We start from the raw sequence: 13,783 nt of genomic DNA, 5'->3' as shown, positions 1-13,783 counted from the left end.
TAGGTTGTTATTTGCCCAAGGAAAAATGATAGCTGTTGTTATGAGAGCAAATGGATTTCAGCACTATCATTAAATATTATCTCCAGGGAGGAGAAACCTATCATGACTTCGTAACCATTAGCATTTCTTGGCAGCGCGCAATAGAAAACAACAGAAATTCACTCTAATGCAATTGGAGATTTTTATCATGGGCGCATCTGAAAAGTTCTACCTAACCATTGTTAATGATTCCAAAACTAAAACCCTCATTTATAAAGACATAAACTTCGACTGGGGAAGAGTAGAATCTAGCTCTTACCCTGTAGCTCAAGTCCCGCCAAAAACAACAGTTCAAGTCTTAGTCGCTCAAGGCAGGGATAATACATCCTCTGGTACGGAGGGTTCTATTAGTTATTCCATTTATGGCCAGAATGACAGATGGGTAAAAGCATCATGGAATGTACCTTGGGCAGCAGGAGCGGAAAATACGTGCGTCCCTAGTACAAGCGATGATAATCAGCAAGACAACCCAGATGGGAATATTGTTTGGCAACCACAAACAGCTACAGCCGACGGCGGCACAACTTTATCAGTAGTAATGAAATTCGGGTATGAAATAGAAGAGTAATGATTATCACCAACTATCAATGGATTATAGCCCTCTACTATATGCAGAGATCAACTTTGCCGGGCTTCCAGGGATAGTTTGTCGTTCGGTGGCCAGCATGGATGTTGACGCACCTAGGCTGGCCGCTTTTTTTACTTTGCCGCGGACACTTCTTTTACATAGGCTTGGCACGCCGCCAGAGCGATCAATCCTTGATCGCCATCACCGGTGATTCCGATAATTCGTTGAGCGCATTTGCTGTTCCATCCTGGCTTTCTGCCAACCTCCCGCACGGAACGCTACCTGCTCGGCCTGGCCCAGGACGGTGCGGCCTTGCTTCTCGAAGCTCGACGACGCCCACATGATCTGGATGTCTGCATCCAGTAGATGGGCATGGTCTTCGTTGTGAATGCTGCCGTTGTCGGCAAGGATCTCGGCACTCACCCACTCCCACACCTCGGGCGCCGGAGTGAGCCGGATACCGAAATCGGATAGATCTGACAGCTCAACGATTGACGCTGGCGGCAATGGCCTATCCATAATTCACCTTAAGGTTGAAATAATGGCCAGATGCCGGTATTACGACTGAATTGTTAAAAACACCGCAGCCCGTGGAGGGGAATGTTGAGTAGCCTTACGAAACTCCGAATCGCCCTGACCATCAGCGCAATTGCTGGACTATTGCCGGTAACTTTGATTTTCATCTGGGGCGCCGTTTTTTTTCTCGCTGGAGCGATAGGTTCCCTTCCAAAAGGCTGGGCCATGTTTCCCCCAGTACTGGGCGCCATATCGATTTCAGTTTTCTGCCTCTGGACAAATTGGAAGATCTACACGATCTCAATGTCCTTCGCTCCAAAAATACAGAACAGGGGCATTCTGATAGTCGGAGTTGTAGCCACTGCAATATGGGGTGTGCTCTGGGCGTGCATTGCCCAAAAGCTTCCGAACACAACATACATTTTTCTGATGCCAGGCCTCACCGCAACGGCCATGCTTGCAGTAGCTTTGAAAAGAGAAGCCTTGATAGCAAAACGGGCTCGAACCGAGAAGTGATTACTCAACCATCCTGGCTGTTTCGCTGTGCGCCTGACCGTGCAGTAGCGCGACGATCAGACAGAACCTGTACTTCGATGCGCGGCGCTCAACCTATCGCTACCGCCGGCCAACCGACGGGAAGTGGTTCCAATTCGGTACCGACCGCGTAAAAGCGATCGATGCCGCGAAACAGTTGAACCTTGAGTTTATGCGCGGCGCTGATCTGGTTGGCGCCGTGATATCCGCTTCATCAGAGTTGTTCGCGACCTTCCTCGACAAGTATGAAACCGACGTGCTGCCGCCTCGCGAGTTGGCCAAGGGCACGCTTGGTCTCTACGCGGTGCACTTCAGGCGCTTTCGCAAGCAGTTCTATGGCAAAGCGATCGACCAGATCACAATCCGTATGATCGCCGAGATGCTGGACGCCCTAACCCCGCGCACGGCAAACCAGTGCCGGGCGCTGCTGATCGATATTTTCAACCACGCCGCGGCGAAAGGCCTATGTCCGGACAACCCGGCAGCAAACACGATCAACCGCATCGAGAAGAAGCAGCGCAAGCGCCACACCGTCGAGGGTTTGAAAGCTATCCGGGAAAAAGTGCCAGCCTGGCTTCAGAACGCCATCGACCTGGCCCTGATCACCGCCCAACGGCGGACGGACATCCTCGACATGTGGTTCAACGGGGTTCGGGAATGCCACTTGTACGTGGTGCAGAAGAAGACGGCCAAAGCTAGCGACGCGGCGTGGATTCGCTTTCGGGTGACCGCCGAGTTGCAAACAGTCATCAGCCGGTGCCGTGACGATATCGCCTCACCGTACCTAGTGCACCGCAAGCCTGATCGCCGGAAACAGAAACAGGCGCAGACCAAGGATCACTGGACGAAGGTTGAGGAGAGGTATTTGACGCGAGCATTCAAGGAGGCCAGGGAGGCGGCGAACTGCTACGCGGGATGGAAGGAAGAAGAGATGCCGGGCTTCCACGAAGTGCGAGCGCTGTCGCTGCACCTGTACAAGAAAGCCGGAAAGGATGGTCAGAAAATTGCTGGCCATGCGAGCGAGGGCATGACCAGAAACTACCAACGTGACCACGAGGAAATCGTCTGGTCCGAAGCAATTCCGGACCTGAACATCAGCGAAATCACCGGGTAGTTTCGCGCAAGTTTTGCGCGGGTTTTGCGCAGGCACAAAAAAGCCGATCTATCTGATCGGCTTAATTGTCTGATTTTACTCAGGAAATATGGTCGGGACGGAGTGATTCGAACACTCGACCCCTAGCACCCCATGCTAGTGCGCTACCGGACTGCGCTACGCCCCGACTAGGCGTTGAATCTGTTCCTCATCTCGAGGAACGCTCAAGAATATATCGCAAGCTTTTGAAAACTGGAAGTATTTAAAAGCAGGAATTTATTTCTTGAGAACCACCAGAACATCTTCCAGCTCGGCGATCATCTGGCGGATCATTTGTTTGTATTGGGTGGTGTCGTCTTTGGCTTCATCGCCGGACAAACGCAAGCGTGCGCCGCCGATGGTAAACCCCTGATCGTAAAGAAGCGCACGGATCTGCCGGATCATCAGCACGTCCTGGCGCTGATAATACCGGCGGTTTCCGCGGCGTTTGACGGGGTTGAGTTGAGGAAACTCCTGCTCCCAGTAGCGCAGCACGTGCGGTTTTACGGCACATAGCTCGCTGACTTCACCAATGGTGAAGTAGCGTTTGCCCGGGATGACGGGTAGTTCGTCGTTATGACTTGGTTCCAGCATAAGCCTCAACTCGGGCCTTCAACTTCTGCCCTGGACGAAAGGTGACCACACGGCGAGCCGTGATCGGGATTTCTTCTCCCGTTTTCGGATTGCGGCCAGGCCGCTGGCGTTTGTCCCGAAGGTCAAAATTGCCGAAACCGGACAATTTGACCTGTTCGTTGTCTTCAAGAGCGTGCCTGATTTCTTCAAAGAACAGTTCGACCAATTCCTTGGCCTCCCGCTTGTTCAGGCCCAGCTCTTCATACAGACGTTCCGCCATCTCAGCTTTCGTCAAAGCCCCCATACGTCACTTCCTTAACGTGGCGTTCAACCTTTGTTCGAGCGAGGTGAGGATGTTTTGCGTCGTGGTATTCACCTCATCGTCATTAAGAGTGCGCGATGGATGCTGCCAGGTCAAGCCAACTGCAAGGCTTTTTCTATGCGGATCAATGCCTTTACCCTGATACACGTCAAATAGCCTGAGGTCTGTCAGCCATTCACCTGCATTTTCACGGATTACGTCCAGTACGGCAGTGGCCGCAACGTCTTTGTCCGCCAGCAGTGCAAGGTCACGACGCACTTCAGGAAAGCGTGATAACTCCTGGAATTCAGGCATTTTGCCCAACGCCACTTCGGCCAGAACCAGCTCGAATACGAAGACCGGACGGTCGAGACCGAGGGTTTTCGACAATTCAGGGTGGATCGCGCCAACGAAACCTACCAAACGGCCTTCACGTTCGATGCGCGCGGTTTGACCCGGGTGCAATGCTGGGTGTTTGCCCGGCACGAAAGTGAACGAATCCAGTGCGCCGGCGAAGCCCAGTACCGCTTCCACATCAGCTTTGACGTCGAAGAAGTCCACGACATCGCGACCTTGTGCCCAGCCTTCCGGCAGACGGCTACCGCACACCACACCCGCCAGCATCGGCTCTTGCTTCAAGCCTTCCAGCTGACCGACGAAGCGCAGGCCGCTTTCGAACAGACGGACGCGATCCTGCTGACGGTTCAGGTTGTGCTGAAGCGCCTTGACCAGACCAGGCCACAGGGACGAACGCATGGCAGCCATGTCGTTGGAAATCGGGTTGGCCAGCAGCAGCGGCTCGACACCCGGATTAAACAACTCGAACTGTTTCGGATCGATGAAACTGTAAGTGATCGCTTCCTGATAACCACGAGCCACCAGCAGACGACGCAGCTCAGGCAGATCGCTGCGCGCTTCGGCCTTGGCTTGCGGTGCCAGACGGGCTTGCGGGTAGCGAACCGGCAGACGGTTGTAACCGTACAGACGGGCCAGCTCTTCGATCAGGTCGACTTCCAGGCTGATATCGAAGCGGAAGCTTGGCACTTCTACGCGCCACTGCCCTGCCCCATCGGCGGCAATGGTCAGGCCCAAAGCGCTGAGCAGACGCTCGACTTCGGCCGAATCCATTTCCATGCCCAGCATCTGGGTGATGCGCTGGGCACGCAGGGTGATCGGCGCGATCGACGGCAGGTGCTGCTCGCTGACGGTTTCGATGATCGGGCCGGCTTCGCCACCGGTGATTTCCAGCAGCAGGCCAGTGGCGCGCTCCATGGCTTCGCGGGCCAGCTTCCAGTCCACGCCACGCTCGTAGCGGTGCGAGGCGTCGGTGTGCAAGCCGTAGGAACGCGCCTTGCCAGCGACAGCAATCTGGTCGAAGAACGCGCTTTCCAGGAAAATATCGCGAGTGGTCGCGGTGTTGACGCCGCTGTGCTCGCCACCCATAACGCCGGCGATAGCCAAGGCACGGGTGTGGTCTGCAATCACCAGCGTATCGCTACGCAGGCTGACTTCCTGACCATCAAGCAGCACCAGCTTCTCGCCTTCTTCGGCCATGCGTACGCGGATGCCGCCATTGATTTCGGCGAGATCGAACGCGTGCAGCGGCTGACCCAGTTCCAGCATCACGTAGTTGGTGATGTCGACGGCAGCGTCGATGCTGCGCACGTCGGCACGACGCAGACGCTCGACCATCCACAGCGGCGTAGGCTTGGACAGGTCAACGTTACGGATCACACGACCCAGGTAACGCGGGCACGCGGCCGGTGCCAGTACTTCAATCGAACGCACTTCATCGTGCACGGCCGGAACGCTGGCAATCGCCGGGCGCACGACTTGGGCAGCATAAAGCGCACCGACTTCGCGGGCCAGACCGGCCAGCGACAGGCAGTCACCGCGGTTCGGGGTCAGATCGACCTCGATGCTGGCGTCATCCAGGCTCAGGTACTCACGAATGTCCTGACCGACCGGCGCATCAGCCGGCAATTCCATCAGGCCATCGTTGCCTTCGCCGATTTGCAGCTCGGCCTGGGAGCACAGCATGCCGTTGGATTCAACGCCACGCAGCTTGGCTTTCTTGATTTTGAAGTCGCCTGGCAGTTCGGCACCGATCATGGCGAACGGGATCTTCAGGCCCGGGCGCACGTTTGGCGCACCGCACACGACCTGGAAGGTCTCCGAGCCATTGCTGACCTGGCAAACACGCAATTTGTCGGCGTCCGGGTGTTGCTCGGTGCTCAGCACCTCGCCAACCACCACGCCACTGAATTCACCGGCGGCCGGCGTAACGCTATCGACCTCAAGACCGGCCATCGACAGACGAGCAACCAGCTCGTCGCGACTTACCTGCGGGCTTACCCAGCCACGCAGCCATTGTTCACTGAATTTCATCCTGCTCTCCTAAGAATTCGTTACGACTAGCGAAATTGCGCGAGGAACCGCAAGTCGTTGTCGAAGAACAGACGCAAGTCGTTCACGCCGTAACGCAGCATGGCCAGACGCTCAACGCCCATGCCGAAGGCAAAGCCCGAAAACTCTTCCGGGTCGATCCCGGACATGCGCAGCACATTCGGGTGAACCATGCCGCAGCCCATCACTTCCAGCCAGCCAGTCTGCTTGCAGACGCGGCAGCCTTTACCGCTGCACATCACGCATTCCATGTCGACTTCAGCGGATGGCTCGGTGAACGGGAAGTACGAAGGACGGAAACGCACGGCCAGTTCTTTTTCGAAGAACACGCGCAGGAACTCTTCGATGGTGCCTTTCAGGTCGGCGAAATTGATATCGCGGTCGACCAGCAGGCCTTCGACCTGGTGGAACATCGGGGAGTGAGTGATATCGGAGTCGCTACGGTACACACGGCCTGGGCAGACGATGCGGATCGGCGGCTGTTTCGATTCCATGGTGCGGACCTGTACCGGCGAGGTATGGGTGCGCAGCAACATGTTGGCATTGAAATAGAAGGTGTCATGCATCGACCGGGCCGGGTGATGGCCTGGGATGTTGAGCGCTTCAAAGTTGTGGTAATCGTCTTCGACCTCAGGGCCTTCGGCGATGCCGTAGCCGATATGGGTGAAGAACTGTTCGATACGTTCCAGAGTGCGAGTAACCGGATGCAGACCACCGGAGGTCTGACCGCGGCCAGGCAGGGTCACGTCAATGGACTCGGCAGACAGTTTGGCGGCCAGGTCGGCCTCTTCAAACAGTGCCTTGCGGGCATTGAGAACCTCTGTGACACGCTCCTTGGCAACGTTGATCAGCGCGCCGACTTGCGGGCGCTCTTCTGCCGGCAAATTCCCCAGGGTCTTCATCACCTGAGTCAATTCGCCCTTTTTGCCAAGGTAGTGAACCCGGATTTGCTCCAGGGCATTGATATCTTCAGCGCTTTGCACAGCCTCTAGTGCTTGAGAGACGAGCGCATCCAGGTTTTCCATGTACAGACTCCAGATACAAAATAGGGGAAGAGCTTGAAGGCTCTTCCCCTATTTATGACGTTTAACACCTGGCCCCACAGAGGTGAGGCCGGGTGACTGTCGGGGGTACTTAAGCCAAGGTGGCTTTAGCTTTCTCGACAATCGCAGCAAACGCCGCTTTTTCGTTCACTGCCAGATCAGCCAGAACCTTACGGTCGATCTCGATGGACGCTTTTTTCAGGCCGGCGATGAAACGGCTGTAGGACAGACCGTTGATACGTGCACCAGCGTTGATACGAGCGATCCACAGAGCGCGGAACTGACGTTTTTTCTGACGACGGTCACGGTAGGCGTATTGGCCTGCCTTGATTACCGCTTGCTTGGCAACACGGAATACGCGCGAGCGAGCACCGTAGTAGCCTTTAGCAAGTTTCAGAATTTTTTTGTGACGTTTACGGGCAATGACGCCACGCTTTACACGAGCCATGAGTTACTTCCTCTATTCTTGACTAAAATTAACGAAGGCGCAGCATGCGCTCGACTTTTGCCACGTCAGACGGATGCAGCAAGCTGCTACCGCGCAGTTGACGCTTACGCTTGGTCGACATTTTAGTCAGGATGTGGCTCTTGAAAGCGTGCTTGTGCTTGATACCGTTAGCAGTTTTCAAAAACCGCTTAGCAGCACCACTTTTAGTTTTCATTTTTGGCATGTTCGGATACTCCGCATTCAGTTGATAAACATAATCAGAAGGCCTGCCGTGCCCTATTGATTACTTCTTCTTTTTCGGGGCGATGACCATGATCAGCTGGCGTCCTTCCATCTTAGGATGCTGTTCGACCGAACCGTACTCGAGCAAGTCACCTTCAACTCGCTTGAGGAGTTCCATCCCCAGCTCCTGGTGGGCCATCTCACGGCCGCGGAATCGCAAGGATACCTTGGCCCTGTCCCCATCACTCAGGAAACGTACCAGGTTGCGCAGTTTTACCTGGTAATCCCCTTCCTCCGTCCCTGGACGAAACTTGATTTCTTTAACCTGAATCTGCTTCTGGTTTTTCTTGGCCGCGGCAATCTGCTTCTTCTTCTCGAAGATCGATTTGCCGTAGTCCATCAGTTTGCAAACAGGGGGTACTGCATCGGCGGAAATTTCCACCAAATCCAGCTTGGCCTCTTCAGCCTTAAGAAGCGCGTCTTCAATTGACACAATCCCAAGCTGTTCACCTTCAGCCCCAATTAACCGAACCTCGCGTGCCGAGATATTCTCGTTGATCGGGGCTTTCGGTGCAGCTCGTTTATCTTGTCTCATTTCACGCTTAATAGTAATTACTCCGAATCTGGGCGACCACGCCGGGAAACCGCTTGCGCGAGAAACTCAGCGAACTGGGCGACGGGCATCGAGCCCAGGTCAGCACCTTCACGAGTACGCACAGCGACAGTCTGCATCTCGACTTCCCGATCTCCGATAACCAAGAGATAGGGAACCTTGAGCAAAGTATGCTCGCGGATTTTAAAGCCGATCTTTTCATTTCTCAAGTCAGACTTGGCACGAAATCCGCTTTCATTGAGGGTTTTTTCAACCTCGGCGGCAAAATCAGCCTGTTTATCAGTGATATTCATGATCACTGCCTGGGTCGGAGCCAGCCACGCGGGGAATGCACCCTCGTAGTGCTCGATCAGGATTCCGACGAAACGTTCGAACGAACCCAGGATCGCCCGGTGCAACATAACCGGGTGCTTGCGACTGTTGTCTTCGGAGACGTATTCGGCTCCCAGACGGACAGGCAGGTTAAAATCGAGCTGAAGGGTACCACACTGCCAGACACGGCCAAGGCAATCTTTCAGCGAGAACTCGATCTTCGGACCGTAGAACGCACCCTCGCCTGGCTGCAGATCGTACGGCAAGCCAGCGCTATCAAGGGCTGCAGCCAGTGCAGCTTCAGCGCGATCCCACAGTTCGTCGGAGCCGACGCGTTTTTCCGGACGAGTGGACAGCTTCATCTCGACGTCCTTGAAGCCGAAGTCGGCATAAACGTCCATGGTCAGCTTGATGAACGCAGCGGATTCGGCCTGCATCTGCTCTTCAGTACAGAAGATGTGAGCATCGTCCTGAGTGAAGGCGCGAACGCGCATGATGCCGTGCAGTGCACCCGACGGCTCGTTACGGTGGCAGGCACCGAACTCGGCCAGACGCATCGGCAGCTCGCGGTAGCTTTTCAGGCCCTGATTGAACACCTGCACGTGGCACGGGCAGTTCATCGGCTTGATGGCGTAGTCGCGGTTTTCCGACTGAGTGGTAAACATGTTGTCGGCGTAGTTGGCCCAGTGCCCGGATTTCTCCCACAGGCTGCGGTCAACGACTTGTGGAGTTTTGATCTCCAGGTAACCGTTGTCGCGCTGAACCTTGCGCATGTATTGCTCGAGCACCTGGTACAAAGTCCAGCCGTTCGGGTGCCAGAACACCATGCCCGGCGACTCTTCCTGGGTGTGGAACAGGCCCAGGCGCTTGCCGATCTTGCGGTGATCGCGCTTCTCGGCTTCTTCGATGCGCTGGATGTAAGCCGCCAGTTGCTTCTTGTCCGCCCATGCGGTGCCGTAAACGCGCTGCAATTGCTCGTTCTTGGCATCGCCACGCCAGTAAGCGCCGGACAGCTTGGTCAGCTTGAAGGATTTCAGGAAGCGCGTGTTCGGCACGTGCGGACCGCGGCACATGTCGACGTATTCTTCGTGATAGTACAGGCCCATGGCCTGCTCGTTCGGCATGTCTTCGACCAGACGCAGCTTGTAGTCTTCGCCGCGGGCCTTGAACACTTCGATCACTTCGGCGCGCGGAGTAACCTTCTTGATCACGTCGTAATCTTTCTCGATCAGCTGCTGCATGCGCTGTTCGATGGCGGCCAGGTCGTCCGGCGTGAAAGGACGCTCGAAGGCGATGTCGTAATAGAAGCCTTCGTCGATGACCGGACCGATGACCATCTTGGCCGTCGGGTACAGCTGCTTGACCGCGTGGCCAACCAGGTGGGCGCAAGAGTGGCGAATGATCTCCAGCCCCTCTTCATCCTTTGGTGTAATGATTTGCAGCGAGGAATCGCTGTCGATGATGTCGCTGGCGTCGACCAGCTTGCCATTGACCTTGCCGGCCACGGTGGCCTTGGCCAGACCGGCACCGATGGATGCGGCGACCTCGGCTACGGAAACCGGGTGATCGAATGAACGTTGACTGCCGTCGGGAAGAGTAATAGTTGGCATGGCGCCTCCTCTCCTAGTGGTGACCCCTACCAAAGGTCACGTGGGTTGGGATGAGCCAGTACAAGATCCGATCCAGGCCATTCAATAACGAACGCCTGCCTTACAGCGGCAGGAGCCTTGCGGCCAACCGGAAAACCGAACCAGAGTGACTGGGATTCAAATCAGGGTTATTCGAGCCGCTGCCGCTACCGGGACTGAAGGTCATCCGGAGCCTGCAAACGCCCGAGCGAAGCATGCTAGCACAGATGAACGGTCATCGCGGTGGCAAGGTTTTCTGCTGGGGCAAATCAGGCATTTTTATGCCAGAGTGCTGAACTTGAACCCCGCTTTACCCCTCAGATAACAAGACATTGACCCAAAAGGAGCATCCCAGCATGCGTCTGAATCGTTTATTCGCCATCGTCGCACCCGTCGTCCTGTTGCTGCCGCTGGCTGCCCATGCCGATTGGCCAAAGGGCGAGCGCGAGAAATACATGGCTCAGTGCACTCAGGCGGCCACTCCGCAGATCGGCGCTGCGGCAGCCAAGTCGCACTGCGCGTGCGGGGCCGACGCAATCAAATCGTACCCGGCCAGCGACATTCAGTCGTTGATGGACAACAAGGCCAGCCCGGAACTGCAACAGAAGGCACTGGGCCAGATCGCCAAATGCAAGGCCAATGCACCGGCGAAAAAGTGAGAAAAAAGCCCTTGTGATTCGGCCCATCGCTGAAAAAAAGGGCCGGATTTCACCTTTTTCGTACGATTTATGCAGGTTTTACAGCTTTTTTTATTGTCTTTACTTTCGGCTGAAAGCCTTTTAAACCGGGGCTTTCAGCCACACGAAGCAACAAAGCAAACGCTACTGAAGGGCAAACAGCACACCCGGGGGGCTCCCAAAGCGAACATTTCGACTATGATACTCCGGTGTGCCCAGTTGGCCTGAGCAGCACAGTACTACTGAAAATATATGTTTCTTGGAGATACACCATGTCTAATCGCCAAACCGGCACCGTTAAATGGTTCAACGATGAAAAAGGCTTCGGCTTCATCACTCCTCAAGGTGGCGGTGACGACCTGTTCGTACACTTCAAAGCTATCGAAAGCGACGGTTTCAAAAGCCTGAAAGAAGGCCAGACCGTTTCCTTCGTGGCTGAGAAAGGCCAAAAGGGTATGCAAGCTGCACAAGTCCGCGCTGAGTAATTTTCAGCCGCACTAAAAAAACCCCGTCCATGTGACGGGGTTTTTTATGGGCGAAACAAAAGCCTGAAGCAATCAGCCGCAGTTGACGCGGGTGACCACCAGATTGTTATCGGTGTTCAGGTTCAAGCGATCGGAGCGGTACTCCAGGGTCACCATGTCATCAGGCTTGAGGAACCGGGCATTCTGCGCGCCTGCGCGGGTACGTGCCTGCTCCAGCAGTTCGGGCGAAGCCTTTTTGCCAATGGTGAATTCGGCAGCCTTTGCTTCACAACGGCTGTGGCCGGTGTCGGTCACCACAGGGTCCTTTGCCGACTCGGTGGACGTACTGCTGCAACCGGCCAGCAGGGTGGCGGCCAACAAAGTACCCAATGACGCGAGCTTCCAAGGCATGAAGCCTCCTTTTTTCAATAGTTAAGCTGAGATCGTGCGACCGCCATTTTGGCGTTTGGTTTCAGAGCGGGCTATCGCCCTGCCCTCGATCCAGGCAGCGGCGAGTGTGCCTGAGCATCGGCATGCCGTTCATCACTCAATCGTGACTGAATATGAATGGCGTTCAATAAACGTCGATGTAGTCGAAAGGCGGCTTCGGCCAGTTCTCCTTGAGCGCATTGAAGATCTGCATGACCCAGACCTCGTCGCTGGCCGCGACCAATCCGACATAACCGGAGCCCTTGGCCCAGGTCTCCAGGCGAAACAGCAACCCGTCGATGTCGGTGCCGCCCACAACGCCCGACGAAATGTAGGCTATGCCGCCCTTGGTGACCCGCAGCTGGGTGTGTTCATCGTCGCTGGCAGAGGCCAGCAGCTGACGCACCGCTTCGAGGGTCAAGCCGTCAGGAGTGTTCAAATCGATCTGCACAGCACGGTCCTTGAAAATTCTTCAAAGACCAAGTGTCGCATAGCCCTCCCCTCATGCCTAAGTCGGAGTGCCAAACGCCGCGCAAAATGGTTAACTCGACATTCAGACATCCCGATTTCACGAGCGCCATCATGACCACCGTAAGTATCGACGCCAACATCACAATCAAGTGGCCACAGGGCCACAGCTCTTACAGCCCGGGCAGCCCGGAAGAGTTGGCAATCATTGGTATCGATTTGCTGGTCAAGGAACTAGGGACACAAGCCGCCCAGACATTCATCGCCCAGACACTCGAGAAGTACCCTGCCGATTACATGGGCCTGACAGATAGCGAGTGAGTGTAAAAACCCGCAGGCTGGCACCTGCGGGGGCAGGGCTTACTTCAGACGCGCCAGACGCTGGGTCAGCAGGTCGAAGAAGCCCTGAGCGTCGCCATTTTCAACCCAGAAGGCGTTTTTCGGTGCCTTCAGGCCGTCATACCAGTCGACGATGGTCTGGCCGAAGGTCGGCCCTTCGCGACTATCAACCACTACGTTGACCGAACGCCCGGTGAACAGCTCCGGCTTGAGCAGGTAAGCGATGACTGTAGCGTCATGCACCGGGCCACCCGGAATGCCGTAGTGCTCCATGTCGCCTTTGACGTACTCGTTGAGAATATCGCCCACCAGCTTGCTGGCATTGTTGTTCAGGGCGGCGATCTGCTTCAGGCGCGCTTCACTGGTCAGGATCTTGTGGGTCACGTCCAGCGGCAGGTAGGTCAGCTTGACGCCACTTTTGAGCACCACTTCCGCAGCCTGAGGGTCGGCGAACAGGTTGAATTCGGCCACCGGGGTGATGTTGCCGCCGTTGAAGTGCGCACCACCCATGATCACCACTTCCTTGATGCCCTGAACGATTTCAGGTTCCTGGATCAGCGCCAGGGCCAGGTTGGTCTGTGGACCGAGCATGGCGATGGTGATGCTGTGGGGTTTGGCGCTCTTCAGGGTATCGATCAGATAGTTGACCGCATTGCCTTCGGCCAGGCCTTTCTTCGGCTCGTGCACCGTGACACCCGACAAGCCTTCCTTGCCGTGAATGTTCTCGGCATAGATCGGCGTGCGCATCATTGGCTTCGGCGCGCCCGCGTAAACAGGCACCTCCTCGCGCCCTGCCCACTCACGGGCCAGCCGCGCATTACGCGAGGTCTTGTCCAGACGCACGTTGCCAGCAACGGTGGTCAGCGCACGAATATTCAGCTCTTCAGGCGATGCCAGGGCAAACAGCAAGGCGACCACGTCATCGGCACCCGGATCGGTGTCGATGATCAAGTCGATCTTTTCCGCCGCTTGGGCGCTTGTTGCGGTAATCAGGGACAAAAGCAGCAGACTCCGAAGCAGATGATGCAGTTTCTGAGCATAGCGGTGCATAGCGCACTCCTTGTGCGTGGG

At 55.8% G+C, this 13,783-nt stretch carries 17 protein-coding genes, 1 tRNA gene and 2 pseudogenes; 6 read left to right on the top strand and 14 right to left on the bottom strand.

Annotation, left to right across the window (positions count from 1 at the left end; genetic code table 11):
* Positions 1-187 precede the first annotated feature (187 nt).
* Positions 188-607, top strand: coding sequence for an aegerolysin family protein (locus PMI30_RS30370; RefSeq protein WP_157173020.1), 420 nt, complete (start codon positions 188-190; stop codon positions 605-607).
* A 131-nt stretch (positions 608-738) separates the two neighbouring features.
* Here PMI30_RS30370 and PMI30_RS31670 read toward each other — a convergent pair.
* Positions 739-837, bottom strand: a pseudogene (locus tag PMI30_RS31670) (lysis protein); the annotation flags it as partial.
* Positions 836-1,126, bottom strand: a pseudogene (locus PMI30_RS22905) (putative metallopeptidase); the annotation flags it as partial. The pseudogenes PMI30_RS31670 and PMI30_RS22905, both read right to left, overlap by 2 nt.
* Positions 1,127-1,207: 81 nt before the next feature.
* Between PMI30_RS22905 and PMI30_RS0129495 the strand changes: the two are divergent.
* Positions 1,208-1,639, top strand: a complete 432-nt coding sequence (locus PMI30_RS0129495; RefSeq protein ID WP_032835009.1) for a hypothetical protein — start codon at positions 1,208-1,210, stop codon at positions 1,637-1,639.
* A gap of 55 nt (positions 1,640-1,694) precedes the next feature.
* Complete coding sequence (locus tag PMI30_RS22910; RefSeq protein ID WP_081501243.1) at positions 1,695-2,771, top strand: tyrosine-type recombinase/integrase; 1,077 nt, start codon at positions 1,695-1,697, stop codon at positions 2,769-2,771.
* 89 nt (positions 2,772-2,860) lie between these two features.
* On the opposite strand, the gene PMI30_RS22915 is transcribed toward PMI30_RS22910, so the two are convergent.
* The 9 genes from PMI30_RS22915 to thrS all read right to left on the bottom strand — a co-directional run bounded on the left by PMI30_RS22915 (position 2,861) and on the right by thrS (position 10,317).
* A tRNA-Pro gene (locus PMI30_RS22915) sits at positions 2,861-2,937 on the bottom strand.
* Between the two features lie 89 nt (positions 2,938-3,026).
* On the bottom strand, positions 3,027-3,383 hold the full coding sequence (locus PMI30_RS22920) for a MerR family transcriptional regulator (RefSeq protein ID WP_003179985.1): 357 nt from the start codon (positions 3,381-3,383) through the stop codon (positions 3,027-3,029).
* Positions 3,364-3,666 (bottom strand): integration host factor subunit alpha, encoded by a 303-nt coding sequence (ihfA, locus tag PMI30_RS22925; protein WP_002553164.1) that lies wholly within the window; start codon positions 3,664-3,666, stop codon positions 3,364-3,366. Before ihfA ends, PMI30_RS22920 begins: the two co-directional genes overlap by 20 nt.
* A gap of 3 nt (positions 3,667-3,669) precedes the next feature.
* Positions 3,670-6,051, bottom strand: a complete 2,382-nt coding sequence (gene pheT / locus PMI30_RS22930; protein ID WP_008007262.1) for a phenylalanine--tRNA ligase subunit beta — start codon at positions 6,049-6,051, stop codon at positions 3,670-3,672.
* A 26-nt stretch (positions 6,052-6,077) separates the two neighbouring features.
* Positions 6,078-7,094, bottom strand: a complete 1,017-nt coding sequence (pheS, locus tag PMI30_RS22935) for a phenylalanine--tRNA ligase subunit alpha (RefSeq protein WP_007905876.1) — start codon at positions 7,092-7,094, stop codon at positions 6,078-6,080.
* A 109-nt stretch (positions 7,095-7,203) separates the two neighbouring features.
* A complete protein-coding gene (rplT, locus tag PMI30_RS22940) occupies positions 7,204-7,560 on the bottom strand; it encodes a 50S ribosomal protein L20 (protein ID WP_007905879.1) in 357 nt (118 codons plus the stop codon).
* 28 nt (positions 7,561-7,588) lie between these two features.
* Positions 7,589-7,783 carry a 50S ribosomal protein L35 gene (rpmI, locus tag PMI30_RS22945; RefSeq protein WP_002553160.1) on the bottom strand — a complete coding sequence of 65 codons (195 nt, stop codon included), beginning with the start codon at positions 7,781-7,783 and terminating at the stop codon, positions 7,589-7,591.
* 60 nt (positions 7,784-7,843) lie between these two features.
* Positions 7,844-8,395, bottom strand: a complete 552-nt coding sequence (gene infC / locus PMI30_RS0129490) for a translation initiation factor IF-3 (protein WP_169857083.1) — start codon at positions 8,393-8,395, stop codon at positions 7,844-7,846.
* Positions 8,395-10,317, bottom strand: coding sequence for a threonine--tRNA ligase (thrS, locus tag PMI30_RS22950; RefSeq protein ID WP_008007259.1), 1,923 nt, complete (start codon positions 10,315-10,317; stop codon positions 8,395-8,397). The genes infC and thrS overlap by 1 nt, the downstream gene beginning before the upstream one ends.
* A 374-nt stretch (positions 10,318-10,691) precedes the next feature.
* On the opposite strand from thrS, the gene PMI30_RS22955 reads away from it, so the two are divergent.
* Positions 10,692-10,994, top strand: a complete 303-nt coding sequence (locus tag PMI30_RS22955; protein WP_007905881.1) for a hypothetical protein — start codon at positions 10,692-10,694, stop codon at positions 10,992-10,994.
* A 290-nt stretch (positions 10,995-11,284) separates the two neighbouring features.
* Entirely contained in the window at positions 11,285-11,497 is a 213-nt protein-coding gene (locus PMI30_RS22960; protein ID WP_007905882.1) for a cold-shock protein, read from the top strand.
* A 72-nt stretch (positions 11,498-11,569) separates the two neighbouring features.
* Here PMI30_RS22960 and PMI30_RS22965 read toward each other — a convergent pair whose 3' ends face one another.
* Positions 11,570-11,887, bottom strand: a complete 318-nt coding sequence (locus tag PMI30_RS22965) for an I78 family peptidase inhibitor (protein WP_008007258.1) — start codon at positions 11,885-11,887, stop codon at positions 11,570-11,572.
* A 163-nt stretch (positions 11,888-12,050) separates the two neighbouring features.
* Positions 12,051-12,356, bottom strand: a complete 306-nt coding sequence (locus tag PMI30_RS22970) for a hypothetical protein (RefSeq protein WP_007905888.1) — start codon at positions 12,354-12,356, stop codon at positions 12,051-12,053.
* A 131-nt stretch (positions 12,357-12,487) separates the two neighbouring features.
* On the opposite strand from PMI30_RS22970, the gene PMI30_RS22975 reads away from it, so the two are divergent.
* On the top strand, positions 12,488-12,694 hold the full coding sequence (locus PMI30_RS22975) for a hypothetical protein (RefSeq protein ID WP_008007257.1): 207 nt from the start codon (positions 12,488-12,490) through the stop codon (positions 12,692-12,694).
* A gap of 39 nt (positions 12,695-12,733) precedes the next feature.
* Here the strand turns inward: PMI30_RS22975 and PMI30_RS22980 are convergent, their stop codons facing one another.
* A complete protein-coding gene (locus PMI30_RS22980; protein ID WP_008007256.1) occupies positions 12,734-13,762 on the bottom strand; it encodes a nucleoside hydrolase in 1,029 nt (342 codons plus the stop codon).
* Positions 13,763-13,783: the final 21 nt, after the last annotated feature.

It is taken from the genome of Pseudomonas sp. GM50 (genome assembly GCF_000282375.1).
GTDB lineage: Bacteria > Pseudomonadota > Gammaproteobacteria > Pseudomonadales > Pseudomonadaceae > Aquipseudomonas.
This window is presented reverse-complemented; position numbering and strand designations above follow the sequence as displayed.